This window comes from Streptomyces sp. NPDC034037 (assembly GCF_055575715.1).
The window spans coordinates 145,150-170,670 of sequence record NZ_JBVISC010000011.1 but is presented as its reverse complement, the minus strand read 5'-3'; the positions used below and the strand labels follow the sequence as shown (position 1 = coordinate 170,670).

Genomic DNA, 25,521 nt, shown 5'->3' with positions numbered 1-25,521 from the left:
GCGCCCCCTTCCGCTCCCTCGGTTCACTCCGAGCGCCTGTCCGAAGGGGTGAATCGGGGCGGCGCGGTGGATAGACCTTGAGTGGGGGAATGGTGGGGGGAGCGTGGAGCGGCGTACGGAGGTCCGCCGCTCCACGACGAAGCGGGATGCCGGCGCCCCCCGGAGCGAGACGCCGCCGCCGCACGCCGAAGCGGGAGGCCGGCGGACCGGCTCAGGCGAAGACGGCCAGGCTCTTGGCCTTGCCCCGCGACTCCTCCGCCAGGACCAGGAAGCGGCCCTCCTGGTCGAAGACGGCGACGGCGCCCGCCCCCGCGTACTCCTCGGGCATGTCGATCCGCACGCCGTTGAGCAGCAGCCGGCCGCGCTTGTCGTCCACGTCCCAGCGCGGGAAGGCCTGCCGCGCGGCCTCGGCCACCGGCATCACGGTCAGCTCCTCCTGGAGCTGGTCGAGGGTCTTGGCCGTGTCCAGCTTGTACGGGCCGACGCGGGTGCGGCGCAGCGCGGTCAGATGGCCGCCGACGCCGAGGCCGGCACCGAGGTCGCGGGCGAGCGCCCGGATGTAGGTGCCCGAGGAGCAGACGACGGAGACGACCAGGTCGAGGACGGGGGTGCCGTCCTCGGCGACGGCGTCGCGGACGTCGTACACCGTGAAGGCGGAGACGGTCACCGGCCGGGCCGGGATCTCGAAGTCCTCGCCCTTGCGGGCGCGCGCGTACGACCGCTTGCCGTCGATCTTGATGGCGCTGACCTTGGAGGGCACCTGCATGATGTCGCCGGAGAGTTTGGCGATGCCCGCGTCGATCGCCTCGCGGGTGATCTTCGAGGCGTCGGCCGACGAGGTGATCTCGCCCTCGGCGTCGTCGGTGAGGGTGTCCTGGCCGAGGCGGATGGTGCCCAGGTACTCCTTCTCGGTCAGCGCCAGGTGACCGAGGAGCTTGGTGGCGCGCTCGACGCCGAGCACGAGGACACCCGTGGCCATCGGGTCGAGGGTGCCCGCGTGTCCGACGCGGCGGGTTCTGGCGATCCCGCGCATCTTGGCCACCACGTCGTGCGAAGTGAAGCCGGACGGCTTGTCGACGATGACAAGTCCGTCCGGCGTTGTGGTGCTGCTCATGCGCGGGCGTCGCCGTCCGTCTCGTCTGCGTCGTCCTCGGGCTTCTTGTACGGGTCGGCGTCGCCCGCGAACTCGGCGCCCGCGGAGACCTCCCGGACCTTCTCGTCGGACATCCGCGCCTTGTCGAGGAGGTCCTCGATGGCCCGGGCGTTGTCCGGCAGGGCGTCGGCCACGAAGGCCAGCGTCGGCGTGAACTTCACGCCCGCGGCCTGGCCCACCGCCGAACGGAGGACGCCCTTGGCGCTCTCCAGGCCGGCGGCCGCGGCCGCGCGGTCCTCGTCGTCGCCGTAGACCGTGTAGAAGACCGTGGCCTCCCGCAGGTCGCCGGTCACCCGGGTGTCCGTGATCGTCACATGCGTCCCGAGCCGCGGGTCCTTGATCCCGCGCTGCAGCTTCTGGGCAACCACCTCCCGGATGAGGTCCGCCAGCCTTTTCGCCCGCGCGTTGTCGGCCACTGCTCCGTCTCCCTTATCCCCGGGCATTCCCTGGGCTTGTCTTGCTGTTGTTCAGTCGTCGTCGCCGTGCAGCCGCCGTCTGGCCGACAGCAGCTCCACTTCGGGCCGGGCGGCGACCAGGCGCTCGCACCGGTCCAGTACGTCCGTGAGATGGCCCCAGTCGCCCGACACCGCGGCGAGGCCGATCTCGGCCCTGCGGTGCAGGTCGTGACCGCCCACCTCCGCCACGCTCACCGCGTACTTGCGCTGGAGCTCGGCGACGATCGGGCGGACGACGGAGCGTTTCTCCTTCAGCGAATGTACGTCGCCGAGGAGCAGGTCGAAGGACAGAGTCCCCACATACATGTGTGTCCGGATGTCCCGCCGGTACGGGGTCGGCGCCCCGCCAACCACTTGGCGGGGACACCAGAACCGTACACGCAACGGCCGGGGCCGATCGACGGGATTTCCCCCGTCGACCGGCCCCGACACCACCGCGCGCATCGGACTGCGGTGAGGCAGTCGATCAGCCGCGCGGCTTCTCGCGCATCTCGTACGTCGCGATGACGTCGTCGATCTTGATGTCGTTGAAGTTGCCGAGGTTGATACCGCCCTCGAACCCTTCGCGGATCTCGGTGACGTCGTCCTTGAAGCGGCGCAGACCCTCGATGTTGAGGTTCTCCGCGATGACCTTGCCGTCGCGCAGGAGGCGTGCCTTGGTGTTGCGCTTGACCTCGCCCGAGCGGATGAGGACACCGGCGATGTTGCCGAGCTTGGACGAGCGGAAGACCTCGCGGATCTCCGCGGTGCCGAGCTCGACCTCCTCGTACTCCGGCTTGAGCATGCCCTTGAGGGCCGCCTCGATCTCCTCGATGGCCTGGTAGATCACCGAGTAGTAGCGGACGTCGACGCCCTCGCGCTCCGCCATCTGCGCGGCACGGCCGGCCGCGCGGACGTTGAAGCCGATGACGATGGCGTCGGAGCCCATCGCCAGGTCGATGTCCGACTCGGTGACCGCACCCACACCGCGGTGCAGGACGCGGATGTCGACCTCTTCGCCGACGTCGAGCTGGAGCAGCGAGGACTCGAGAGCCTCCACCGAACCGGACGCGTCGCCCTTGATGATGATGTTGAGGTCCTGGACCAGGCCCGCCTTGAGCACCTGGTCGAGGTCCTCGAGGGACACCCGGCGGGTGCGCTTGGCGAACGCGGCGTTGCGCTCACGGGCGGCACGCTTCTCGGCGATCTGACGGGCCGTACGGTCCTCGTCGACGACCAGGAAGTTGTCGCCCGCGCCCGGGACGTTGGTGAGACCGAGCACGAGGACCGGAGTCGACGGGGTCGCCTCCTCCACGTTCTCGCCCTTGTCGTCGAGCATCGCGCGGACTCGGCCGTAGGCGTCACCGGCGACCATCGTGTCGCCGACGCGGAGGGTACCGCGCTGGACGAGGACGGTCGCGACGGCGCCGCGGCCCTTGTCGAGGTGGGCCTCGATGGCGATGCCCTGCGCGTCCTGCTCCGGGTTGGCCCGCAGGTCGAGCGAGGCGTCCGCGGTCAGGACCACGGCTTCGAGCAGCTGCTCGATGTTGAGGCCCTGGCGCGCGGAGATGTCGACGAACATCGTGTCGCCGCCGTACTCCTCGGCCACCAGACCGAACTCGGTGAGCTGACCGCGCACCTTGACCGGGTCGGCACCCTCGACGTCGATCTTGTTGACCGCGACCACGATCGGCACGTCGGCCGCCTTGGCGTGGTTCAGCGCCTCGATCGTCTGCGGCATCACACCGTCGTTCGCCGCGACCACGAGGATCGCGATGTCGGTGGACTTCGCACCACGGGCACGCATGGCGGTGAACGCCTCGTGACCGGGGGTGTCGATGAAGGTGATGGCGCGCTCTTCGCCGTTGACCTCGGTCGCGACCTGGTAGGCACCGATGTGCTGGGTGATGCCACCGGCCTCGCCCGCGACGACGTTCGTCTTGCGGATGGCGTCGAGCAGGCGGGTCTTGCCGTGGTCGACGTGACCCATGACGGTGACGACCGGCGGACGGGAGACGAGCATCTCCTCGCCGCCCTCGTCCTCGCCGAACTCGATGGAGAACGACTCCAGGAGCTCGCGGTCCTCCTCCTCCGGGCTGACGATCTCCAGGACGAAGTTCATCTCGTCCGCGAGGAGCTTCAGCGTCTCGTCGGAGACGGACTGCGTGGCGGTGACCATCTCGCCGAGGTTCATCATCACGCCGACGAGCGACGCCGGGTTGGCGTTGATCTTCTCGGCGAAGTCGGTGAGCGAGGCACCGCGCGACAGGCGGACGGTCTGTCCGTTGCCGCGAGGCAGCATGACGCCGCCGACCGACGGGGCCTGCATGGCCTCGTACTCCTGGCGCCTCTGCCGCTTCGACTTGCGGCCACGACGGGCGGGCCCGCCGGGACGGCCGAACGCGCCCTGCGTGCCACCACGGGCACCGGGGCCACCGGGACGTCCACCGAAGCCGGGACGGCCGCCGAAGCCACCGCCACCGCCGGGACGACCAGCGCCGCCGCCACCGGGACCGCCGGGACGGCCGGCGAAGCCGCCGCCGCCACCACCGGGACCGGCCGGACGGCCGGCGAAGCCGCCGCCACCGGGACGACCGGCGCCGCCACCCGGGCGACCGCCGCCGCCACCGGGACCACGGCCACCGCCGGGGCCACCACCGGGACGCGGGCCCGCGGCGGGACGCTGCGGCATCATGCCCGGGTTCGGACGGTTACCGGCGGGACCGCCGCCGGGACGAGGCGCCTGCGGGCGGGGCATGCCGCCCGGGGTCGGACGGGCGCCGCCCTGACCCTGCGGACGCGGGGCGCCACCGGGGCCGCCCTGGCCCTGCGGGCGCGGGGCGCCGCCGGGGCCACCCTGGCCGCCGGGACGCGGGGCGCCGCCGGGACGGGGCGCCTGGGGGCGCGCCATGCCGGTGGAGCCACCAGAGGTGAACGGGTTGTTGCCCGGACGCGGACCCGCGGGGCGGGCACCGCCGGGACGCGGGGCGCCCTGGCCACCGGGGCGCGGGGAGCGCTCGGGGCGCTCGCCACGACCGCCCTGGCCCTGGGCCTGGCCACCCTGACCGGGGGCCGGACGGCCACCGGGCTTGGGGGCGCCGGGACGGGCCGCGGCCGGACGCGGGGCCTGCGACGCCGCGGGGGCGGCGGGGGCGGCCGGAGCGGCCGGCGCCGCCGGGGCGGCGGGCGGAGCCGTGAACTCCGGGGTGGTCGGCGCCGGGGAAGCCGGGGCCGGCTTGGGAGCCGGGGGCTTCGGGCCGGGGCGCGGGCCCGGAGTCGCCGGAGAAGCCGCGGGCTTCTCGGCCGCGGGCTTGGGGGCCGGCGGCTTGGGCGCGGCCGGACCCGGACGGGCGGCCTGCGCGGGAGAGGGGGACGCCGAGCCCGAGGGGGCCGGCGGCTTGGGGGCGGCCTGCTTGCGCGGCGCGCCGGGCTTGGCGGCGGACTTGCCGCTGCCGCCCTGCTGGAATGCGTCAGTCAGTTTGCGTACCACGGGCGCCTCGATCGTCGAGGACGCCGAACGTACGAATTCACCGAGTTCTTGAAGCTTGGCCATGACGGCCTTGCTCTCTACCCCGAACTCCTTGGCGAGTTCGTATACCCGGACCTTAGCCACTTCGCTCCTTTTAGGTCCGGGTTACGCCGGACCGTCGCTACTTCATGGGCGTACTCATCGCGTGCTCATCGAGTGCTCATCGCAATCTCGACCTACTTCCAACTCGCGGAATACCAAGGCCGCACGGGGTTCCGTGCGACCACGTCTTACGGTGTTGCCTGCTCGGCAACTGTCTCGACGAGGCGGCGCAACGCCTCTGTGCCGAACGGTCCCGGGGCCCGGAAGGCCCTCGGAAACGCCCGGCGGCGGACCGCCAGGTCCAGACAGACCAGGGCGGGGTGCACATAGGCGCCCCGGCCGGGCAGCGTACCGCTTGGGTCGGGGACGCAGGCGCCCTCGATCGCCACGATGCGCAGCAAATCGCTCTTGGCCGCTCGCTCCCGGCACCCCACACAGGTGCGCTCAGGGCATGCGCGGGCATGCGTCCGGCCAGACACGCTTAAGTCTACCTCCCCGCACCGACCTCACCCCTTTGGGGCAAGAATCGAACGGCTACTCGCCACATACTGTCGTGATCCAAGCGGTGCGCGCCCGGATTTATTCCCGCGGCCGTCGGCGGAGCGGGTCCGCCGGTGGCCGTGGTGCCGGTCCGCTACTGGTCGGCGGGCTGCTCGGTGTCGGGCCTGATGTCGATGCGCCAGCCGGTGAGCCGGGCGGCCAGGCGGGCGTTCTGCCCCTCCTTGCCGATGGCCAGCGAGAGCTGGTAGTCCGGCACGGTCACGCGGGCCGAGCGGGCGCCGAGGTCGACGATCTCGACCTTGCTGACGCGGGCCGGGGAGAGCGCGTGGGCGACCATGTCCGCCGGGTCGTCCGACCAGTCGACGATGTCGATCTTCTCGCCGTTCAGCTCGGCCATGACATTGCGCACACGGCTGCCCATCGGGCCGATGCAGGCGCCCTTGGCGTTGAGCCCCGAGCGCGTCGAACGCACGGCGATCTTGGTGCGGTGGCCGGCCTCGCGGGCGATGGCCGAGATCTCGACGGAACCGTCGGCGATCTCGGGCACCTCCAGCGCGAAGAGCTTCTTGACCAGGTTCGGGTGCGTGCGCGACAGCGTCACGGACGGACCGCGGACACCCTTGGCCACCCGGACGACGTAGCTGCGCAGGCGCATCCCGTGGGGGTACTCCTCGCCGGGGACCTGCTCCTGCACCGGCAGGATGGCCTCCAGCTTGCCGATGTCGACCAGCACGTTCTTCGGGTCGCGGCCCTGCTGGACCACGCCGGTGACGATGTCGCCCTCGCGCCCCGCGTACTCGCCGAGCGTCGCGTCGTCCTGGGCGTCGCGCAGCCGCTGCAGGATGACCTGCTTGGCGGTCGTCGCGGCGATGCGGCCGAAGTCGGACGGGGTGTCGTCGAACTCCTTGGCCTCCTGGCCCTCTTCGAGGTCCGCCGGGTCCTCCGTCGCCCACACCGTGACGTGGCCGCTCTCGCGGTCCAGCTTCACCCGGGCACGACGGAAGCTTCCCTCGGTGCGGTGGTAGGCGATGAGGAGGGCCGACTCGATCGCCTCGACGAGGAGGTCGAAGGAGATCTCCTTCTCCCGGACCAGACCCCGCAGGGCACTCATGTCGATGTCCACGGCTACGCCTCCTCTTCCTTCTTGTCCTTGCGGTTGAACTCGACCTGCACACGCGCCTTGTCGATCTCGCCGAAGGCCAGGCGGCGGGAGGTGGCCTTGCGGCCCTTCACGCCGGGCACCTCGAGGTCGAGTCCCTCGTCGTCCACGGTGAGGATGCGGGCGGTCACCTCGCCGCCCTCGGTGAGCTGGAAACGCACCAGGCGGCCGACGGCGCGCACGTAGTGGCGGTGCTCGCTCAGCGCGCGCTCGGCACCGGGGGAACCGACCTCCAGGTCGTACTCGCCCTCGCCCATCGCGTCGGTCTCGTCGAGCTTCGCGGAGAGCAGGCGGCTCACTTCCGCGATCTGGTCCAGATCCACGCCGTCCTCGGAGTCGATCACGACTCTCAGCACACGCTTGCGTCCGACCGAGGCCACTTCGATCTCTTCGAGATCCAGGTCCTGGGAGCTGACGAGCGGTTCCAGTAGTTGCCGCAGCCTCTCGCTCTGGGTGGTGCTCATCCGGGTGACTCCTCGGCCGCGTGTGCTGTTGTGGGTGCGTTGCAAGTCTGCGTGTCAGGTCAAAGGGTATCCGGTCCGAAGGGGTGTCGCCGCCCACCTGGGGGTCGTGCCCCGGTCGGCGCCGAGCCGCTCACACGTACGGACACCGTCCGAAGGTACGGTGATCACCGGGCCCGCGCCCACCTCCTTCCTTCTCGCTCGCGCCTTTTGGCCTTCCTTCCGAGGACGTCTGCCGTGCCGTCGTACCCCACCGCCCCACGGTCCCGCCCGCGACCGCGCCGCAGGAGCCTGCTCGCCGGGGCCGCCGGTGTCGCGTCCGCGGCGCTGCTCACGGGCTGTTCGGACGCCGCGGATCCCGGCGCCGAGGAGCGCTCCGCCGCGCGCCGCCTGCGCGCCGCGGCGGCCAAGGACAGCCGGGAACTGCTCACGCGCTACGACGCCGTACTGGCCGCCCACCCCTCGCTCGCCGGGCGGCTGCGGCCGCTGCGGGCCGAGGTGGACAAGCACGCCGAGGCGTTCGCGGACGGCCGCGCGCCGGCGCCCGCGCCGACCGCGCGCGGTGCCGCCTCCCCCGCGCCCGCGGTCTCCTCGGATCCCAAGAAGGCGGTACGGGAACTCGCCGAGGCCGAGCGGCAGCTGGCCGACCGGCGGGGGGCGGCGCTGGTCGACGCCCCGGCCGAACAGGCGAGGCTGCTCGCCTCGGTGGCCGCCGCGGGGGCCGCCCACGCGTATCTGCTGACGGAGGGGGACAAGTGAGCGAGGCCAAGGACGAGGAGCTGAAGGCCGTCCAGGCCGCCCTGGGCGCCGAGCACGCCGCCGTGTACGGCTACGGCGTCGTCGGCGCCCGGATCGGCGAGGGGCGCAGGGACGAGGCGCGCACGGCGTACGACGCGCATCGCGCACGGCGCGACGCGCTGCAGCGCGCCGTGCGCGACCTGGGCGCCGAGCCGCAGCCCGCGGACGCCGCCTACGCCCTGCCCTTCCCGGTCCCGGACGCCCCCGCCGCCGCCCGGCTCGCCACCGAACTGGAGGACCGCCTCGCCGGCGTCTACTCCGATCTCGTACGCGCCTCCTCGGGCCACCGGCGTGACACCGCCGCCCGGGCGCTGCGCGAGGCGGCGGTCCGGGCGGCGCGCTGGCGGGGCGGGAGCGTAGCCTTCCCTGGGCTCGCCGAGCGGACGTCACCCGCGTCGGCACCGGCGACACCCAAGGCGTAACGCGCTCAGAAGGGAACAACTCGCGCATGGCTTTCGAAACGCCGCGGCGCCTCGTCACCGCACTCCGCGAGACGGCGCAGCCCGGCGACGACTGGCTGGAGCAGCTGCCCGAGGCGGTGGAACGGGCCGTCGCGCTGCGCGAGTTGACCGTCGAGCGAGTCCATGTCCCCGGCGGGCGCAGCGGCCTGGTCGTGCTGGTGCGCCGGGCCGACGGTACGCCCGCCGTGCTCAAGCTGGTGCCGCCCCGCTCCCGCCCGCAGAGCGAGCGGGCCGCCCTCGCGCACTGGGCCGGGCTCGGCGCGGCCCGGCTGCTCGACCCCGAGTCCTCGGACGGCGCGCTGCTCCTCGAACGGCTGCACCGTGACGTCTCGGTGCGGTCGCTGCCCGAGGCCAAGGCGCTGCTGGAGGCCGCGGGGACGCTGCGGCGGCTGTGGGCCGCGCCGCCCACCGGGCACCGTTTCGAGACCGTCGCCGAGCGGACCGGGCGCCAGGCCGAGGCGATGCGGGCCTCCGCCGCCGCGGACGCGGACGTCGCGCCGCTGGTCGACGCGGCGCTCGCGGCGCGGGAGGAGTTGCTCGCCGGGGGCGGGGAGCCGCGGTTGCTGCACGGCACGTTCCGGCAGAGCAAGGTGCTGGCCGGGGAGCGGATGCCGTGGCTGGCCGTGGGGCCCGACCCGGTGGTCGGTGACCCCGCGTTCGACCTGGCGCGGCTCGTCCGGGACCGGGTGGAGGACCTGATCGCCTCGCCGTCCGGCGCGTCGATCACGCGGCGGCGCGTGAAGAAGCTCGCGGAGTCCCTGGAGGTGGACCAGGAGCGGCTGCGGGGGTGGACGCTGTTCCGGGCCGTGGAGTCCGGCGTGCGGGCACTGCGCGTGGGGCGCGGACAGGACGCGGAGCTGCTGCTGGAGTTCGCCGGGTGGTTGTGAGCGGTTGGTCCGGGGGCGTGGGCCGTTGACCCGGAGGGCCTGAGCCGTCGACCCCGGGGGCGTGAGCCGTCGACCCGGAAGGGCTGAGCCGTCGACCCCGGGGGCGTGAGCCGTTGCCCCCCGGGGGCGTGAGCCGTTGGCCCGGGGGTGCGGAGGCTGCGGGACGGGTGTGGCCGGTCGCGCAGTTCCCCGCGCCCCCCAGGGTGCTTTCCCTACGCGGTGAGGCGGGCGACGGCCTCCGCGACCGTCAGTTCCTCGCGCTCGCCCGTGCGGCGGTCCTTCAGTTCCACGACGCCCTCGGCGGAGCGGCGGCCCGCGACGAGGATCTGCGGGACACCGATCAGCTCGGCGTCGGTGAACTTCACGCCCGGGGAGACCCCGGCGCGGTCGTCCACCAGGACGCGGGCGCCCGCGGCGCCGAGCTGCTCGGCGACGTCCAGGGCCAGCTCCGTCTGAAGGGCCTTGCCCGCGGCGACCACGTGGACGTCGGCGGGGGCGACCTCCTTGGGCCAGCACAGGCCCTTGTCGTCGGCGGTCTGCTCGGCGAGCGCCGCCACCGCGCGGGAGACGCCGATGCCGTAGGAGCCCATGGTCACGCGGACCGGCTTGCCCTCCTTGCCGAGGACGTCGAGCTGGAAGGTGTCGGCGTACTTGCGGCCGAGCTGGAAGATGTGGCCGATCTCGATGGCGCGGTCCAGCTTGAGGCCGGTGCCGCAGTTGGGGCACGGGTCGCCCTCTTCGACCACGACGACGTCCAGGTAGTCGTCGACCTCGAAGTCACGGCCGCACACGACGTTCTTGGCGTGGGTGTCCTGCTTGTTGGCGCCGGTGATCCAGGCCGTGCCGGGCGCGATGCGCGGGTCGGCGATGTAGCGGACCTTGCCCAGGCCCTGCGGGCCGACGTAGCCGCGTACGAGGTCGTCGCGGCCCTCGAAGTCCTCGGCGGTGACCAGCTCGACCTCGGCCGGGGCCAGGTGCTCGCCGAGCTTGCCGAGGTCGACCTCGCGGTCGCCGGGGACGCCGACGGCCACGATCTCGCCGTCGACCTTGACCAGGAGGTTCTTCAGGGTCGCCGACGCGGGGACGCCGAGGTGCTCGGCGAGGGTCTCGATGGTCGGGGTGTCGGGGGTGTCCAGCTCCTCGGCGGGGCCGTGCGCGGAGCCGTCGACCGGGGCGAGCGCGAAGGTGACGGCCTCCGTGTTGGCGGCGTAGTCGCACGCCGGGCAGTCCACGAAGGTGTCCTCGCCGGCCGGGGCCGGGGCGAGGAACTCCTCGGACTTCGAGCCGCCCATGGCGCCCGCGACGGCGGACACGATGCGGTAGTCGAGACCGAGGCGCTCGAAGATGCGCTGGTAGGCGCCGCGGTGCAGGGCGTAGGACTCGGCGAGGCCCTCGTCGGTGGTGTCGAAGGAGTACGAGTCCTTCATCTGGAACTCGCGGCCGCGCAGCACGCCGGCGCGGGGGCGGGCCTCGTCGCGGTACTTGGTCTGGATCTGGTAGAGGATCACCGGCAGGTCCTTGTAGGACGAGCACTGGTCCTTGACGACCTGGGTGAAGATCTCCTCGTGGGTCGGGCCGAGGAGGTATTCGGCGCCCTTGCGGTCCTTGAGGCGGAAGAGCAGGTCGCCGTACTCCTCGTAGCGGCCGGACGCCTCGTAGGGCTCCTTGGGCAGCAGCGCCGGGAGGAGCACCTCCTGGCCGCCGATGGCGTCCATCTCCTCGCGCACCACGCGGGCGATGTTCTCGTAGACCTTCTTGCCGAGCGGCAGCCAGGTCCAGATGCCGGCGGCGGTACGGCGGACGTAGCCGGCCCGGACGAGGAGCTTGTGGTTGAGCGTCTCGGCGTCCGCGGGGTCGTCGCGCAGTGTCTTGACCATCAATCGGGACATGCGCTGGACCTGGGCCATGATCAACTCCTGCTACAAGGGGGTCCCCTCTGCTCGGCACGGCCGAGAGCGTGGGGAGGGTAATGAACAGGAGGTTAGCCGGGGCGCGGGCGCGGGCGGAAATCGGTTTGGGTCCGGGCCCCGGCCGGTTCTCCTTCGGACCCCGGCCCTCCTCGTCTCAGACGCGGCGCGGCAGGGGCAGCGGGGCGCCCATCACGGCGTACGGCTTGGCGGCGCTCGGGAAGAGCACGCGGCGCGCCAAGTCCGTGTAGCCGAGGGAGCGGTACAGGCCGCGGGCCGGGCTCTCGACGTCGATCGCGGAGAGGATCGAGCGGGGCTCGGCGACGCCCTCCGTGATGGTGGTGATCAGCGCCCGGCCGATGCCGAGGTTCTGGTGGCCGGGGCGCACGTGGAGTTCGGTGATGACGAAGGAGTCGTCGAGCCAGTCGTCCAGGTCCCGGCCGCGCAGGTAGGGCTCGACGACCGTCGACCACCAGTGGTGGCGGTCGTTGGGCATGCCGTAGACGAAGCCGACGAGCCGGTCGTCGGGCGTGGTCGCGCCGAACGAGCGGGCGCCACGGTAGGTGAGGTGGCGCAGGACGATCTGGCGCCGCACGGCCACCTCCTCGTCGCTCAGCCCGAAGGCGTGGGCCTGGACGTCCAGCGCTTCGTCCACCCGCGCGGCGAGGTCGATCGGCCCGATCACGACGTCGTCAGTCATGGGGCCGACCCTACTTGGCGCTGCCGCGCTTCTGAACAGGGCGCTCGGGCGGCGGCGGGCGGCGTCAGAACAGGACGCTCATGAACGCGCCGACCTCCTGGAAGCCGACGCGTCGGTACGCGGCTCTGGCCGCGGTGTTGAAGTCGTTGACGTACAAGCTCGCGACGGGGGCGATGTCCGCGAGGGCGTAGCGCAGGACGGCCGCCATGCCGGGGGCCGCGAGGCCTTGGCCGCGGTACTCGGGCGCCACCCAGACGCCCTGGACCTGGCAGGCGTGGGGCGTCACGGCGCCGATCTCCGCCTTGAAGACGACCTTGCCGTCGTCGTCGAGGCGGGCGAACGAGCGGCCCGAGCCGACCAGTTCCGCGACGCGCGCCTGGTAGAGCAGGCCGCCGTCGCCGGCCATCGGCGAGACGCCGACCTCCTCGGTGAACATCGCCACGCAGGCGGGCATGATCGTGTCCATCTCGTCCTTGCGGACGCGTCGGACGCGCGGATCGGGGGCGATGTCGTCCGGGAGCCGGTCGGCGACCATCAGGGGCTGGCGGGCGCGGACCTCGCGGGCGGGGCCCCAGGAGGGTTCCAGGAGGCGCCACAGCTGGGCGGTGGGGGTCGCGGGGCCCACGATCGAGGAGCAGCGGCGACCGGCCCTGCGGGCGCGGTCGGCGAAGCCGCGGACGGCTCGCGGGGTCGCGCAGATCGGGACGAGGTTCGCTCCCGCGTAGCACAGGGACGCCAGCATGCCGTCCTCGTACCAGCCCCACATCTCGCCGCCGAGGCGCCAGGGGTCGAGGCCGGCCACCTGGACGCGGGCGGTCACGAAGGCGTTCGTGACCGGCTCGCGGTCGAGCACGGCGAGCGCGGCGTCCAGGTCACTCGGGTCGAGGACCCTGGTGGTGGTCTGAGTCAACACGTGCGGGGGCCTCACCATACGGTTTGCTGATCTCCGCACTGTACCTGGCGGGGGCGCCTTGTGCGGGGCGCCTTTCGTCCGCCCGTAGTGGGGGTGGCTCTCCCTCTGCCTAGGGGCTTTTGCCGCTTCGCGGCGGGTCTCCCACCCACCCACCCGTTTACCCGGGGTCGACTCGGTGCCGTAGGGGCGGGGGGGCTCCCGCTCGTCCGTTTACCCCGGGGCAGCGGGGTGCCGTAGGGGCGGGGGGGGCTGGGGGCGCCGCAGGCGAGAGGGTGGGGTCCTGAGGGGGTGAGGTGGGGAGATGGGGGTGCCCCGGCGCTTGGGGAGCGGCGGGGCAGTGTGGGAAAGGGGCGGGTTGGAACCGTACCGGCGTGGGCCGGGGGGGTCAGCCGGCGATGGCTACTGTGGGTTCGCCGGAGGGGACGCCGTCCTTTTCCATCTGTTCGGCGATCTTCAGCGCCTCTTCGATGAGCGTCTCCACGATCTTCGACTCCGGGACGGTCTTGATGACCTCGCCCTTGACGAAGATCTGGCCCTTGCCGTTGCCGGAGGCGACGCCGAGGTCGGCCTCGCGGGCCTCGCCGGGGCCGTTCACCACGCAGCCCATGACCGCGACGCGCAGCGGGACCTCCATGCCGTCGAGGCCCGCCGTGACCTCCTCGGCCAGCTTGTAGACGTCCACCTGGGCGCGGCCGCAGGAGGGGCAGGAGACGATCTCCAGGCGGCGCTGGCGGAGGTTGAGGGACTCCAGGATCTGGATGCCGACCTTGATCTCCTCCGCCGGGGGAGCCGAGAGGGAGACGCGGATCGTGTCGCCGATGCCCTCGGAGAGCAGCGCGCCGAACGCGACCGCCGACTTGATCGTGCCCTGGAAGGCGGGACCGGCCTCGGTGACGCCGAGGTGCAGGGGGTAGTCGCACTGGGCCGCGAGCTGGCGGTAGGCGTTGACCATGACCACCGGGTCGTTGTGCTTGACCGAGATCTTGATGTCCCGGAAGTCGTGCTCCTCGAAGAGGGACGCCTCCCACAGGGCCGACTCGACGAGGGCCTCGGGGGTCGCCTTGCCGTACTTCTTCAGGAGACGGGCGTCCAGGGAGCCGGCGTTGACGCCGATGCGGATCGGCGTGCCCGCGTCCTTGGCGGCGCGCGCGATCTCCTTGACCTTGTCGTCGAACTGCTTGATGTTGCCCGGGTTCACCCGCACCGCCGCGCAGCCCGCGTCGATCGCCGCGAACACGTACTTCGGCTGGAAGTGGATGTCCGCGATCACCGGGATCTGCGACTTCTTGGCGATGACGGGCAGCGCGTCGGCGTCGTCCTGCGTGGGGCAGGCGACGCGCACGATCTGGCAGCCGGACGCCGTCAGCTCGGCGATCTGCTGGAGCGTGGCCCCGATGTCCGACGTACGCGTGGTCGTCATCGACTGCACCGACACGGGCGCGTCGCCGCCGACGGCCACCGAACCGACCTGGATCTTGCGGCTGACCCTGCGGTCGGCGAGCTTGGTCGGAACGGACGGGATTCCGAGCGATACGGCAGTCATCTGGCGAGCATCCCCAAGAGTGTGGATCACAGAGTGCGGGTCACCGGAGTGTGGATCTCGCTCCCGAGATCGGCGGGCTCCGGGCTTCGAGATTACGGCACCCCGGGGGGCCCGGGCACATCACGTCCGCAAGACCACCCGATGGAAGGCGGCCCGGCACGGTCCGCGCCGGGCCGCCGTGCACCACGTAGGGCTAGGAGATCCGCACCGGATTCACCACGTCCGCGATGAGCACCAGGATCGTGAAGCAGATGAAGATCCCCGCCACCACGTAGGCGACCGGCATCAGCTTCGCCACGTCGAACGGGCCCGGGTCGGGCCGGCGCAGCACCTTCGCCACGTTGCGGCGCACGGACTCCCACAGGGCGCCCGCGATGTGCCCGCCGTCGAGCGGGAGCAGCGGCAGCATGTTGAAGAGGAACAGCGAGAGGTTGAAGCCCGCGATGAGGAACAGCATCATCGCGATCTGGTTCTGCGGCGGGATGTCCAGGGTGAACACGTCACCGCCGACGCGCGCGGCGCCGACCACGCCCATGGGCGAGTCCTGCTTGCGCTCCCCGTCGCCGAACGCCGCGTCCCACAGGTCGGGGATCTTGGACGGCAGGGCGATGATCGACTCGACGCCGCTCTCCATCATGTCGCCCATGCGCTCCACGGAGTCGCCGAAGGACTGCTGGACGATGCCGGTGGCGGGGGTGAAGCCGAGGAAGCCGGCGTAGACGTACTTGCCCTCCACGTAGGCGCCCTCGCCGTCGGTCTTGGTGACCTGGTTCTTGATGAGGTCGGCGTGCATGTCCAGGCGCTTGCCGTCGCGCTCGACCGTGAGGGTGGCCGGGCCGATGGTCCCGCGGATCCGCGACTGGAGCGTGGACCAGTCGTCGACGGGCCGGCCCTGGAAGGCGACGATCTTGTCGCCGGGCTTCAGGCCGGCCGCCTTGGCGGGCGCGGCCTTGTCGCCCTTCTCGCACTTGGCGCGGTTCTCGCTCTGCTGGATGACGCAGTCCGAGACCTTGCCGACCTGGGTGGTCTGGGTGCTGATACCGAACGTCATCATCACGCCGAGGAAGATCGCCACGGCGAGGACGAGGTTCATGAAGGGCCCGGCGAACATCACGATCACGCGCTTCCAGGGCTTGCGCGTGTAGAAGAGGCGGCTCTCGTCGCCCGGCTTCAGCTCCTCGAAGGCCGCCGAGCGGGCGTCCTCGATCATGCCGCGCCAGGGGGACGTCGAGCGGGCCTCTATGCGGCCGTCGGCTCCCGGCGGGAACATGCCGATCATGCGGATGTAGCCGCCGAGGGGGATCGCCTTGATGCCGTACTCGGTGTCGCCCTTCTTGCGCGAGAACAGGGTCGGGCCGAAGCCGACCATGTACTGCGGCACGCGGATGCCGAACATCTTGGCGGTCGACAGGTGCCCCAGCTCGTGCCAGGCGATCGAGAAGAGCAGCCCGATCACGAAGACGACTATCCCGAGGATCATCATCAAGGTCGTCATGCACGAGCCTCCGCGGTCGTCTTGGCTGCCAGTTCGCGTGCCCGGGCGCGCGCCCAGGTCTCCGCTTCGAGGACGTCCGCGACGGTCAGGGAAGTTCCCGACGCCGCCGTGCCGGGGTCGCCGTGTTCGTCCACCACCCGCGTCACCGTCTCCATGATGCCGTTGAAGGGCAGCGCGCCCTTGAGGAACGCGTCCACGCACTCCTCGTTGGCGGCATTGAACACCGCCGGGGCCGTGCCCGCGAGCTGTCCGACGTGCCGGGCGAGGCCGACCGAGGGGAACGCCTCTTCGTCGAGGGGGAAGAACTCCCAGCTCGACGCCTTGGTCCAGTCGAAGGCGGGCGCCGCGTCGGGCACCCGTTCGGGCCAGCCGATGCCGATGGCGATCGGGCCGCGCATGTCGGGTGGGGTGGCCTGGGCGAGGGTCGAGCCGTCGGTGAACTCCACCATGGAGTGCACGTAGGACTGCGGGTGCACGACGACCTCGATGCGGTCGAAGGGGATGTCGTAGAGGAGGTGCGCCTCGATGACCTCCAGGCCCTTGTTGACCAGCGTGGCGCTGTTGACGGTGATCACGGGGCCCATGGCCCAGGTGGGGTGCGCGAGCGCGTCCTCGGGGGTGACGTGCGCGAGGTCGGCCTTGGTGCGTCCCCGGAAGGGGCCGCCGGAGGCGGTGACGACGAGCCTGCGCACATCGGCGCGGGTGCCGGCCGCCAGCGCCTGGAAGAGGGCCGCGTGCTCGGAGTCGACCGGGATGATCTGGCCGGGCGCGGCGATCGCCTTGACGAGCGGGCCGCCGACGATCAGGGATTCCTTGTTGGCGAGCGCGAGGGTGCGGCCCGCTTCGAGAGCGGCGAGCGTCGGCGCGAGGCCGATGGAACCGGTGATGCCGTTGAGGACCGTGTGGCAGGCGGAGGCGGCGACCTGCGTCGCGGCGTCCGGTCCGGCCAGGATCTCGGGGAGCGCCTCCCCCGCCTCGTACTGCCCCGCCAGGGCCTCGCGCAGCGCCGGTACGACGTCCTCGCGGGCGACGGCGACGGTGCGCACCCGCAGCCGGCGGGCCTGCTCGGCGAGGAGGCCGACGCGGCCGCCCGCGGCGGAGAGCGCGGTGACGCGGAACCGGTCGGGGTTGCGCAGGACGAGGTCGATGGCCTGGGTGCCGATCGAACCCGTGGACCCGAGGATGACGATGTCCCGCGGCCCCGTCCCGTCCCTGCCGTCGGTGACGGGGAGGGGGTCGAAGACGCGATGCGGGTCGGCGAGGGGAGATGGGCTGTCGCTCATGCCCCCATTGTGGCCGCTGCGCCTCCCCGCCCGGACCGCGCGCGCCCGGCGGGCGGGGAGGTGTCGGCCTCCGTACGGCTTGCTTCGGGAAATGTCCCGACTTTTCCCGGTCGCCTCAGCGGATGGGACGGTGGACGTTGTCGCGTGTGGAGGGGCCGGGGGCGGCTTCCGCGATCCAGGGGCCTTCGCCGGAGGAGTCGATGACGCCCGCTTCGAGCCAGGTGTAGGTGCCGGACAGGACGCCCTTGACCACCTTGCGGTCGAGGTCGTCGGTGTTGGTCCACAGGCGGGCGAAGAGTTCCTCCACGCGGATGCGGGACTGGCGGCAGAAGGCGTCGGCCAGCTGATAGGCCTCGCGGCCGTGGTCCTCGGTGGTGCGCAGGAGTTCGGCGCGTACGCAGGCCGCGCTCATCGCGAACAGTTCGGCCCCGATGTCGACGATCCGGCCGAGGAAGCCCTGTTTGCTCTCCAGCTTTCCCTGCCAGCGGGACATGGCGTAGAAGGTGGAGCGGGCCAGCTTGCGGGCGCCGCGCTCCACGTAGCGCAGATGGCCGGAGAGGTCGACGTGGCCGGGCGGGTGGAACTCGGCGTAGGAGCGCGGGAGCTGGCCCGGGCCCGCGACCAGCTTCGGCAGCCAGCGCGCGTAGAAGCCGCCGGCCCGCGCGCCCGCCCGCGCCTTGTCGGTGAGGGTCTTGTCGGGGTCGATGAGGTCGCCCGCGACCTTCAGGTGGGCGTCGACGGCCTCGCGGGCGATCAGCAGGTGCATGATCTCCGTGGAGCCCTCGAAGATGCGGTTGATGCGCAGGTCGCGAAGGATCTGCTCGGCCGGCACGGCGCGCTCGCCGCGGGCCGCGAGGGACTCGGCGGTCTCGAAGCCGCGGCCGCCGCGGATCTGGACCAGTTCGTCGGCCATCAGCCAGGCCATCTCGGAGCCGTAGAGCTTGGCGAGGGCGGCCTCGATGCGGATGTCGTTGCGGTCCTCGTCGGCCATCTGCGAGGAGAGGTCGAGGACGGCTTCGAGGGCGAACGTCGTCGCCGCGATGAAGGAGATCTTCGCACCGACCGCCTCGTGGTACGCGACGGGCTTGCCCCACTGCTCGCGGGCCCCGGACCACTCGCGGGCGATCTTCAGGCACCACTTGCCGGCGCCGACGCACATGGCGGGCAGGGAGAGCCGCCCGGTGTTGAGGGTGGTGAGGGCGATCTTCAGGCCCGCGCCTTCGGGGCCGATGCGGTTCGCGGCCGGGACGCGCACCCGGTGGAAGCGGGTCACGCCGTTCTCCAGGCCGCGCAGGCCCATGAACGCGTTGCGGTTCTCCACGGTGACGCCCTCGGCGGTCGCCTCGACGACGAACGCCGTGATGCCGCCCTTGTGACCCTCGGACTTCGGCACTCGCGCCATCACGACGAGCAGGTCCGCGACGACACCGTTGGTGGTCCACAGCTTCACGCCGTCCAGGACGTAGTCGTCGCCGTCCGGCACGGCCGTGGTGGCCAGGCGGGCCGGGTCGGAGCCGACGTCCGGCTCGGTCAGCAGGAACGCCGAGATGTCGGTGGTGGCGCAGCGCGGCAGGAAGGCGTCCTTCTGCTCCTGGGTGCCGAAGATCTTCAGGGGCTGCGGTACGCCGATCGACTGGTGCGCGGAGAGCAGCGCGCCGATCGCGGGGCTCGCGGAGCCGGCGAGGGCGAGGGCCTTGTTGTAGTAGACCTGGGTGAGGCCGAGTCCGCCGTACTTCGTGTCGATCTTCATGCCGAGGGCGCCGAGTTCCTTGAGGCCCTTGACGACCTCGTCGGGGATGCGCGCCTCGCGTTCGATGCGGGCCGAGTCGACCTTCGTCTCGCAGAAGTCGCGGAGCCGGGCGAGGAACTCCTCGCCGCGCCGCGCGTCCTCGTCGGCGGGCAGGGGGTGCGGGTGGACCAGGTCGAGCCGGAAGCGGCCGAGGAAGAGTTCCTTGGCGAAGCTCGGCTTTCGCCAGTCCTGTTCGCGCGCCGCCTCGGCGACCTGCCGGGCCTCGCGTTCGCTCACGGACGGCTTGGGGGTTGGTGCGGTCATGAAGCTCACCTCGCCGCGCAGAGGGGTCGGATGCTGCTTCGGTCTTCGGTTACCGGCTGGTGCTACTGGATCGTTGGTACCCCATTCGTCCCGACCCCACCAGTCCTCGCGCGGCGTTCGTACGAGATGCGCCCGTCCGTACGCCGGGCCCCAACCCCGCGTCCGCACGCGAACGGCCGGAGCCCCCGCACAGTGGGCTCCGGCCGTGTCCTTGGGATGACGTCGCCTACAGGGCGAGGCCCGTCAGCACCATGACGCGCTCGTAGGTGTAGTCCTCCATCGCGTAGCGGACGCCCTCGCGGCCGACGCCGGACTGCTTGACGCCGCCGTAGGGCATCTGGTCGGCGCGGTAGGAGGGGGCGTCGCCGATGACCACGCCGCCGACCTCCAGGGCGCGGTGCGCGCGGAAGGCGGTCTGCAGGTCGTGCGTGAAGACGCCCGCCTGGAGGCCGTACTTGGAGTCGTTGACGGCGGCGAACGCCTCGGCCTCGCCGTTCACCTTCTTGAGGGTGAGGACCGGTCCGAAGACCTCCTCGCGGGCGAGGGTCACCTCGGCCGGCACGTCGGCGAGGACGGTCGGCGCGTACGTGGCGCCGTCGCGCTTGCCGCCGGTGAGCAGCCGCGCGCCCGCCTGGACGGCCTCGTCGACCCAGGACTCCACGCGCTTGGCGGCGTCCTCGTTGACCAGCGGGCCGACCTCGGTCGCCGGGTCGGCGGGGTCGCCGGTGACCTGGGCCTCGACGGCCTTGACGACGCGCTCCACGAGCCGGTCGTAGACGGTGGCGTCGGCGATGACCCGCTGCACGGAGATGCAGGACTGGCCGCCCTGGTAGTTGGAGAAGGTCGCGATCCGCGAGGCGGCCCAGTCCAGGTCCTCGTCCGAGGAGAAGTCGTCGAGGACGACGGCAGCGCCGTTGCCGCCCAGCTCCAGGGTGCAGTGCTTGCGCGGCACCGAGTCCATGATCGCGTAGCCGACCTTGTCGGAGCCGGTGAAGGAGATGACCGGCAGACGCTCGTCCTGGACGAGGGCGGGCATCTTGTCGTTGGCGACCGGCAGGACCGACCAGGAGCCGGCGGGCAGCTCGGTCTCGGCGAGCAGCTCGCCGAGGATCAGGCCGGACAGCGGGGTCGCGGGGGCCGGCTTCAGGATGATCGGCGCGCCGACGGCGATGGCCGGGGCGACCTTGTGCGCGCAGAGGTTCAGCGGGAAGTTGAACGGCGCGATGCCGAGGACGACGCCCTTGGGGAAACGGCGCGTCAGGGCGAGGCGGCCCTGGCCGCCGGCGTCGGTGTCCAGGCGCTGGGCCTCGCCGCCGTTGAAGCGGCGGGCCTCCTCCGCGGCGAACCGGAAGACGGAGACCGCGCGGCCCACCTCGCCGCGGGCCCACTTGATCGGCTTGCCGTTCTCGGCGGAGATGAGCTGCGCGATCTCCTCGGTGCGCTCGACGAGCCGGCGGCTCACGTGGTCGAGGGCGGCGGCGCGGGCGTGGGCCGGGGTCGCGGCGAACTCGTCGCGCACGGCGTACGCGGCGGCCACGGCCTCCTCGACCTGGGCGTCGGTCGGGACGGCCGCCTTGGCGACGAGCCGCCCGTCCCAGGGCGAGGTGACGTCGAACGTGGTCTCGCCGGTGGTCTGGCGACCGGCGAGCCAGAAGGCGTGGATGGAAGTCATGCGAATTCCCGGCCCTTCCGCGGAGCTGTGTCTGGAGGTACGTCCCTCACCGTAGGGGCAGCGGAAGTCCGGAGCGTTTGTCCGACTCGGAGTACTGCCGGGGGGCGTCGCACCGCTTTGGCAGGGGCGGGAGTCCTTGTACGCGGAAGGCGTCCGGCTCAGTCCGATCCCGTCGACGTCGCCTTCAGCGAGAGCCACAGCTCCATGCGGACGTCGGGGTCGTCCAGCGAGCGGCCGAGGATCTCCTCGACCCGGCGCATGCGGTAGCGCAGGGTGTGCCGGTGGACGCCGAGGTCCGCCGCCGCCGCGTCCCACTGGCCGTGCCGCGAGAGCCAGGCCCGCAGCGAGGCCACGAGGTCGCCGCGGCCCGTCGCGTCGTGCTCGCGCAGGGCCCGGAGCAGTCCGTCGGCGAAGGCGCGCACCGCGTCGTCGGCGAGCAGCGGCAGCACCGATCCGGCGGCCAGCTCCTCGTGCTCGACGAGCGCCCGCCCGCGCCTGCGGGCGACGGACAGTGCCTGCTCGGCCTGCTTGTACGCGGTGGCGGCGGCGATCGGCCCGGCCGGCGCGGACAGGCCCATCACCAGCTCGGCCTCCTCGCCGGACGCCGTGGCCTCGCGCCCCGCGGCGCCCCGCCCGGCCTCCAGGGCCGCCGCGTACTGCGCGCAGGCCCGCGCCGCCGCGCCGCCGTCCACGACCAGCAGCACCAGCCGGCGGCCGTAGGGGACGACGAGCAGTGCCTCGCCGGAGCGGGCGGCGGCGGCGTCGACGACGTCGACGAGCGCGGCGAGCGGATCGCCGCCGCCCGAGGCGTCGGCCGCCACGGCGAGGACCGCGGCGGAGGCCGAGGCGGGGGCGGCGGTCTGTGCCGGAGCAGCGCCGCTCTCGGCGCCCTCGCCGGGTGCCGCGCCCGCCCGCACCCGGGCCGCCGAGGCGGAGGCCACCTCGGCGACGACGAGCCGGAAAGGGGCGTCCAGGAGGCTTCCGTAGAGGTCGCCCGCGACGGTCCGCGCGTGGTCGGGCTCCCCCGCGAGCAGCATGCGCAGCACGGCGGCGCCGATGCGCTGCTCGGCGGCGTGCAGGGAGCGGGAGCGCTCGGTGGTCAGGGTGAGCAGGGCGATGGCGGAGTGCACGGCGTAGCGCTCGGCGGTGCCGAGGGTGGAGGCCGTGCCGACGGCGAGGGCGGCGCGCGGTCTGCGGCCGGTGCCCAGCGAGTGCAGCTCGACGCGGTCCTCGGCGCCGGCGACGACCGAGCTGGCGGGCGCGGGCCGCTCCCTGAGGCGCTCGACGTCGGCGGTGAGGCGGGCGGCGCGGCGCGTGGCCCACTCCGGGGCGGTGGCGACGACGGCGCCCGAGGCGTCGTACAGCGCGGCCCAGCCGTCGACCTGTCCGGCGAGCGCGAGCAGCAGGCCCTCGGGGCCGTCGCTGAGCGCCTGTTTGGTCAGCTCGCGCTGGGCGGAGAAGCCGGCGGTGACGGCGCGGTACTGCTCCTCGGCGATGGCGGCGGAGACGGCCTTGCTGATGGCGAGGAACGGGGTGCGCCGGGGCACCTCGATGAGCGGCAGGTTCGCCTCGGTGGCGGCGTCCAGGAGGGCCTTGGGGATGTCCGGGTAGTGGACGCCGACGGCGAAGCCGAGGCCGACGACGCCGGCGCCCGCGAGCCGCTTCACGTAGCGCCGCATGGCCTGCGGGTCCTCCGCGTCCAGCTTGAGCGCGGTGATCAGGAGCAGCTCGCCGCCCTCCATGTAGGGCACCGGATCGGCGAGCTCGCTCGCGTGCGCCCAGCGCACGGGGGTGTCCAGGCGCTCCTCGCCCGCACGCACGGTCAGCTTGAGCGCGGAGTGGTGGACGAGCGAGGCGAGCGTGGGCGGCATGGGACCTTCAGGTCTGCGGCGGTGTGGGGTGGATCTTTTGGCCGGTCCGTATGAACGACCTGTGTCGATTCTGCCTCACCGTACGGTGGGGACAAGACGGAAGCCCGCCGTCCGCACCCGTCCTCACCCGGTCTGGCCGACCGCCGCCCCGCTCCGCAGATCTACGAGCAGCGGTGGCGCGTGCTCGCCGTCCACGGTGGTGAGCGAGAGCACGGCGTGGCCGGGCGGCAGCGCGTGGGCGAGGTCGGAGGCGGACCAGCGCTCCCGCTCGATCTTGCGTACGGTGACCGCGTCCGTGGTCACCGCCTTGCCGGTGACGAGCTTGCGCAGCGAGTGCAGCGCCCGTGTCATCGGCTGGTCGGCGAAGACGGTGTGCTGGGCGACTTCCTTGGTCTCGATCCACTCGGTGCCCCAGGCCTCGGTGAACCGGCGCCCGTCCCACGTCGTCACCCCGGAGAAGGCCATCCGGCAGCCGACCGCCGCGTACAGCGGCCCCTGGAGCGCCTCCGGCACCTCTCCTATGGTGCGCAGGCCCAGCACGACGCCGGCGTTCAGCGAGCGCAGCCGCTGGATGGCGCGCACGCTCTCGGCGGTGAGCGTGCGGGAGGCGTCGTCGAGGATCAGTCCGACGAAGTGCGTACGACGGGCACGGCCGCGCGCCACGTAGGTGAACTGGGCGAGCAGCAGGCGCGCCAGCAGCCGCGAGGCTTCCTCGTGGCCGTGTTCGGGCAGGTCCACGCGCACGCGCAGCGGGTGGTGGGCGACGGCCCGCATGGAGAAGGGGTGCCCGTCGCCGCCAGGGTCGAAGAAGTCGGCGAACGCGGGCCGGTCGAGCAGGGCGAGCCGGTCGGCGAGCGCGGGGCCCGGGTCGTTGGGGGAACCGGACTGGCGGATGCGGGCGTCCAGCTCACGGCGCATGGCGGCGTGTTCTCCCACGCCGAGGCCCGCCTGGAGGGCGGTGAGCGCGGCGGGGTCCCCTTCGAGCAGTTCCCGCAGCACGGGCACGGAGGGGAAACGTCCGTGCAGGGCGCGGTAGGGGCCGAGCAGCTGGGCGAGGGTGGTGGCGGCGCGCCGGGTGTCGACGGCTTCGAGGTCGCCGACCAGGCCCTCGGCGAGGAAGGAGGCCGCCTCGTCCGCGTCGGCGCAGTCCGCGTACAGGTCTATGTCGTGGACGGACGCCGGGTCACCGGGTTTGACCACGACGTCGTACGTCTCGTCGGCGCCCAGCCGGGTGCCGGCCGCGCACACCACGACGACCGCGCACTGTCCGGTGAGGGCGCCGAGGGCGAGCGACTCGGCGACGGGCCGCATGAGGCGGCCGGTCTTGCCGGCGCCGGAGGGGCCCACGGCGAGCAGCGAGGTGCCGAGCACCCTCCGGTCGAGGGCCGCGCCCGCCTCGCGTACGGCGTGGGGGTTGCGTTCGTCCTTCGCGAAGCGGCCGATCCTGACCTGGCCGGTGAGCAGGTCGTGGACGGCGGCGCGGGCCGGCAGGTCGCGCTGGCCCGAGGGGTGGACCCAGGCGGCGGCGCCGTTCCTCGCGACGGTGTCGACGAACCCGGCGAGGGCGGCCGGGTCGGGGGCGGCCGTGCGCCAGGCGTGGGCGAGGCGGGCGCAGTCGACGTCGGTCATGCGACCGGCGAGCAGTTCGCCGCAGAGCAGGTCCGCCGTCTTGTCCTGGCCGGCCGCGCGCAGCTCGGGCCAGTGGGCGTGCGCGGGGGCGGCGGGGGGACGGGGCGGGGCGGGGCGGCGCGCGCCGGCGCTCCTGGCCTCGCGGACCGCCTGCCACCAGCCGCCGATCCGGGCGAAGGGCCACAGCACGGCGAGCGTGATCAGGCCGTACAGGGCGTCGATGACCACGGGTGAGGCGAAGACCTCGTAGCCGCCCGTGACCAGCGCGACCAGGGAGAAGACGGGGTCGGCGACGGGCAGCGGCCGCATGTCGAGGCCGAGGGCGCTCGGCCAGACGAAGGCCAGGGCGGCCACCGCGGCGACGGAGGCGAGCACGGTGCGGGACGGCTGCGGGCGCCGCACCACGAAGTGGCGGATCGAGTCGGGCCAGGCGCCGAGCCGTCCCACGGTGTACACCAGCGCGCCGAAGACCACCCCGTCGTAGACGATCCGGGCGTCGGTGCCCTGCCACGTCTTGGGCTGGGTGCTGCCGATCCACCACCACTCCCCCGGGGTGAACAGCTTCAGCAGGGCCCACTGGTAGGGGATGCTCCCCTGGCGCCACAGCGACCAGAACAGCAGGCCGAGCAGGGTGGAGATCACCATGCCGACGACCAGGCGCCGGTCGGCGCCCTCGGTCTCGGCCTCGGGCGCGGGGGGCCGGTGGCGGTAGCGCCAGATGCCCGGGGCGGCCTGGGGGCGGGGGGCGGCGAGCCAGTCGGCGACGGTGGCGGGGCGGTCGTCGCCGGGCGGCCGCCGGGGCATCGGCGGCGCGGCGGGGGGCGCCGGTGGGGCCGGGCGCGGTGCCGGTGCGGCCCGCTGCCCGTCGCGTGCCCCGTGCGTGCCCTCGGTGTCCATGGCCGTTGCCCCCTGACCTGCCGGTCCGTCCGTCGATCCGGGCTCAATCTAGTGCCAGCGGGTGGGGAGTTCACCGGTTACGCGCCCGGTCCCTGCGCGCGGCCGTACGGCGCCTTGTGTCCAAGTCGGACAA

General features: G+C 72.8%; 20 protein-coding genes. 3 read left to right on the top strand and 17 right to left on the bottom strand.

What is annotated here, in order from left to right; genetic code table 11:
- Window positions 1–211: 211 nt before the first annotated feature.
- The 7 genes from truB to rimP form a co-directional block, all read right to left on the bottom strand.
- A complete protein-coding gene (gene truB / locus ACZ516_RS30615) occupies window positions 212–1,114 on the bottom strand; it encodes a tRNA pseudouridine(55) synthase TruB (RefSeq protein WP_358590398.1) in 903 nt (300 codons plus the stop codon).
- A complete protein-coding gene (gene rbfA / locus ACZ516_RS30610; RefSeq protein ID WP_358590395.1) occupies window positions 1,111–1,569 on the bottom strand; it encodes a 30S ribosome-binding factor RbfA in 459 nt (152 codons plus the stop codon). The genes truB and rbfA overlap by 4 nt, the downstream gene beginning before the upstream one ends.
- A 51-nt stretch (window positions 1,570–1,620) precedes the next feature.
- Entirely contained in the window at window positions 1,621–1,914 is a 294-nt protein-coding gene (locus ACZ516_RS30605) for a DUF503 domain-containing protein (protein WP_361083374.1), read from the bottom strand.
- A 160-nt stretch (window positions 1,915–2,074) separates the two neighbouring features.
- A complete protein-coding gene (gene infB, locus ACZ516_RS30600) occupies window positions 2,075–5,200 on the bottom strand; it encodes a translation initiation factor IF-2 (RefSeq protein ID WP_358913819.1) in 3,126 nt (1,041 codons plus the stop codon).
- A gap of 146 nt (window positions 5,201–5,346) precedes the next feature.
- Window positions 5,347–5,637, bottom strand: coding sequence for a YlxR family protein (locus ACZ516_RS30595; protein ID WP_358587995.1), 291 nt, complete (start codon window positions 5,635–5,637; stop codon window positions 5,347–5,349).
- Window positions 5,638–5,792: 155 nt separating this feature from the next.
- Window positions 5,793–6,782, bottom strand: coding sequence for a transcription termination factor NusA (nusA, locus tag ACZ516_RS30590; protein ID WP_125515430.1), 990 nt, complete (start codon window positions 6,780–6,782; stop codon window positions 5,793–5,795).
- A 2-nt stretch (window positions 6,783–6,784) separates the two neighbouring features.
- Entirely contained in the window at window positions 6,785–7,282 is a 498-nt protein-coding gene (rimP, locus tag ACZ516_RS30585) for a ribosome maturation factor RimP (RefSeq protein ID WP_358587990.1), read from the bottom strand.
- Window positions 7,283–7,516: 234 nt separating this feature from the next.
- Here rimP and ACZ516_RS30580 point away from each other — a divergent pair, with 234 nt between their 5' ends.
- From ACZ516_RS30580 to ACZ516_RS30570, 3 genes are read left to right on the top strand one after another with little or no spacing between them, the layout of a single operon-like run.
- Window positions 7,517–8,038 carry a hypothetical protein gene (locus ACZ516_RS30580; RefSeq protein WP_361083371.1) on the top strand — a complete coding sequence of 174 codons (522 nt, stop codon included), beginning with the start codon at window positions 7,517–7,519 and terminating at the stop codon, window positions 8,036–8,038.
- Entirely contained in the window at window positions 8,035–8,499 is a 465-nt protein-coding gene (locus ACZ516_RS30575) for a ferritin-like domain-containing protein (protein ID WP_358587985.1), read from the top strand. Before ACZ516_RS30580 ends, ACZ516_RS30575 begins: the two co-directional genes overlap by 4 nt.
- 26 nt (window positions 8,500–8,525) lie before the next feature.
- Window positions 8,526–9,425: an aminoglycoside phosphotransferase family protein gene (locus ACZ516_RS30570; protein ID WP_469012780.1), complete on the top strand. Its 900-nt coding sequence runs from the start codon at window positions 8,526–8,528 to the stop codon at window positions 9,423–9,425.
- Window positions 9,426–9,637: 212 nt separating this feature from the next.
- On the opposite strand, the gene ACZ516_RS30565 is transcribed toward ACZ516_RS30570, so the two are convergent.
- The 10 genes from ACZ516_RS30565 to ACZ516_RS30520 all read right to left on the bottom strand — a co-directional run bounded on the left by ACZ516_RS30565 (window position 9,638) and on the right by ACZ516_RS30520 (window position 25,388).
- Window positions 9,638–11,332 (bottom strand): proline--tRNA ligase, encoded by a 1,695-nt coding sequence (locus tag ACZ516_RS30565; protein ID WP_361083366.1) that lies wholly within the window; start codon window positions 11,330–11,332, stop codon window positions 9,638–9,640.
- A gap of 157 nt (window positions 11,333–11,489) precedes the next feature.
- Window positions 11,490–12,032: a GNAT family N-acetyltransferase gene (locus ACZ516_RS30560; RefSeq protein ID WP_358587979.1), complete on the bottom strand. Its 543-nt coding sequence runs from the start codon at window positions 12,030–12,032 to the stop codon at window positions 11,490–11,492.
- Window positions 12,033–12,096: 64 nt separating this feature from the next.
- On the bottom strand, window positions 12,097–12,945 hold the full coding sequence (locus tag ACZ516_RS30555) for a GNAT family N-acetyltransferase (RefSeq protein WP_358587976.1): 849 nt from the start codon (window positions 12,943–12,945) through the stop codon (window positions 12,097–12,099).
- Window positions 12,946–13,330: 385 nt separating this feature from the next.
- Window positions 13,331–14,488, bottom strand: a complete 1,158-nt coding sequence (gene ispG, locus ACZ516_RS30550) for a flavodoxin-dependent (E)-4-hydroxy-3-methylbut-2-enyl-diphosphate synthase (protein ID WP_358587974.1) — start codon at window positions 14,486–14,488, stop codon at window positions 13,331–13,333.
- A 193-nt stretch (window positions 14,489–14,681) separates the two neighbouring features.
- Entirely contained in the window at window positions 14,682–15,983 is a 1,302-nt protein-coding gene (locus ACZ516_RS30545) for a M50 family metallopeptidase (RefSeq protein ID WP_469012775.1), read from the bottom strand.
- Complete coding sequence (gene dxr, locus ACZ516_RS30540) at window positions 15,980–17,266, bottom strand: 1-deoxy-D-xylulose-5-phosphate reductoisomerase (RefSeq protein WP_361083359.1); 1,287 nt, start codon at window positions 17,264–17,266, stop codon at window positions 15,980–15,982. The genes ACZ516_RS30545 and dxr overlap by 4 nt, the downstream gene beginning before the upstream one ends.
- A gap of 115 nt (window positions 17,267–17,381) precedes the next feature.
- On the bottom strand, window positions 17,382–19,319 hold the full coding sequence (locus tag ACZ516_RS30535) for an acyl-CoA dehydrogenase family protein (protein WP_358913829.1): 1,938 nt from the start codon (window positions 19,317–19,319) through the stop codon (window positions 17,382–17,384).
- Window positions 19,320–19,545: 226 nt separating this feature from the next.
- Window positions 19,546–20,991 carry an aldehyde dehydrogenase family protein gene (locus ACZ516_RS30530; RefSeq protein WP_358913830.1) on the bottom strand — a complete coding sequence of 482 codons (1,446 nt, stop codon included), beginning with the start codon at window positions 20,989–20,991 and terminating at the stop codon, window positions 19,546–19,548.
- A 158-nt stretch (window positions 20,992–21,149) separates the two neighbouring features.
- The gene (locus ACZ516_RS30525) at window positions 21,150–22,862 is read right to left on the bottom strand and encodes a PucR family transcriptional regulator (RefSeq protein ID WP_361083355.1); all 1,713 of its coding nucleotides are present in this window, start codon (window positions 22,860–22,862) and stop codon (window positions 21,150–21,152) included.
- Between the two features lie 123 nt (window positions 22,863–22,985).
- Window positions 22,986–25,388: an ATP/GTP-binding protein gene (locus tag ACZ516_RS30520; protein WP_469012772.1), complete on the bottom strand. Its 2,403-nt coding sequence runs from the start codon at window positions 25,386–25,388 to the stop codon at window positions 22,986–22,988.
- Window positions 25,389–25,521: the final 133 nt, after the last annotated feature.

What these genes read in the sequence shown, in the direction of transcription:
- ACZ516_RS30545 (WP_469012775.1), bottom strand. Translation starts at nt 15,983, where the DNA reads ATGACGACCTTGATGATGATCCTCGGGATAGTCGTCTTCGTGATCGGG.
- ACZ516_RS30520 (WP_469012772.1), bottom strand. Translation starts at nt 25,388, where the DNA reads ATGGACACCGAGGGCACGCACGGGGCACGCGACGGGCAGCGGGCCGCA.
- dxr (WP_361083359.1), bottom strand. Translation starts at nt 17,266, where the DNA reads ATGAGCGACAGCCCATCTCCCCTCGCCGACCCGCATCGCGTCTTCGAC.
- ispG (WP_358587974.1), bottom strand. Translation starts at nt 14,488, where the DNA reads ATGACTGCCGTATCGCTCGGAATCCCGTCCGTTCCGACCAAGCTCGCC.
- ACZ516_RS30560 (WP_358587979.1), bottom strand. Translation starts at nt 12,032, where the DNA reads ATGACTGACGACGTCGTGATCGGGCCGATCGACCTCGCCGCGCGGGTG.
- ACZ516_RS30525 (WP_361083355.1), bottom strand. Translation starts at nt 22,862, where the DNA reads ATGCCGCCCACGCTCGCCTCGCTCGTCCACCACTCCGCGCTCAAGCTG.
- ACZ516_RS30605 (WP_361083374.1), bottom strand. Translation starts at nt 1,914, where the DNA reads ATGTATGTGGGGACTCTGTCCTTCGACCTGCTCCTCGGCGACGTACAT.
- ACZ516_RS30570 (WP_469012780.1), top strand. Translation starts at nt 8,526, where the DNA reads ATGGCTTTCGAAACGCCGCGGCGCCTCGTCACCGCACTCCGCGAGACG.
- ACZ516_RS30530 (WP_358913830.1), bottom strand. Translation starts at nt 20,991, where the DNA reads ATGACTTCCATCCACGCCTTCTGGCTCGCCGGTCGCCAGACCACCGGC.
- ACZ516_RS30565 (WP_361083366.1), bottom strand. Translation starts at nt 11,332, where the DNA reads ATGGCCCAGGTCCAGCGCATGTCCCGATTGATGGTCAAGACACTGCGC.
- truB (WP_358590398.1), bottom strand. Translation starts at nt 1,114, where the DNA reads ATGAGCAGCACCACAACGCCGGACGGACTTGTCATCGTCGACAAGCCG.
- rimP (WP_358587990.1), bottom strand. Translation starts at nt 7,282, where the DNA reads ATGAGCACCACCCAGAGCGAGAGGCTGCGGCAACTACTGGAACCGCTC.
- ACZ516_RS30535 (WP_358913829.1), bottom strand. Translation starts at nt 19,319, where the DNA reads ATGACCGCACCAACCCCCAAGCCGTCCGTGAGCGAACGCGAGGCCCGG.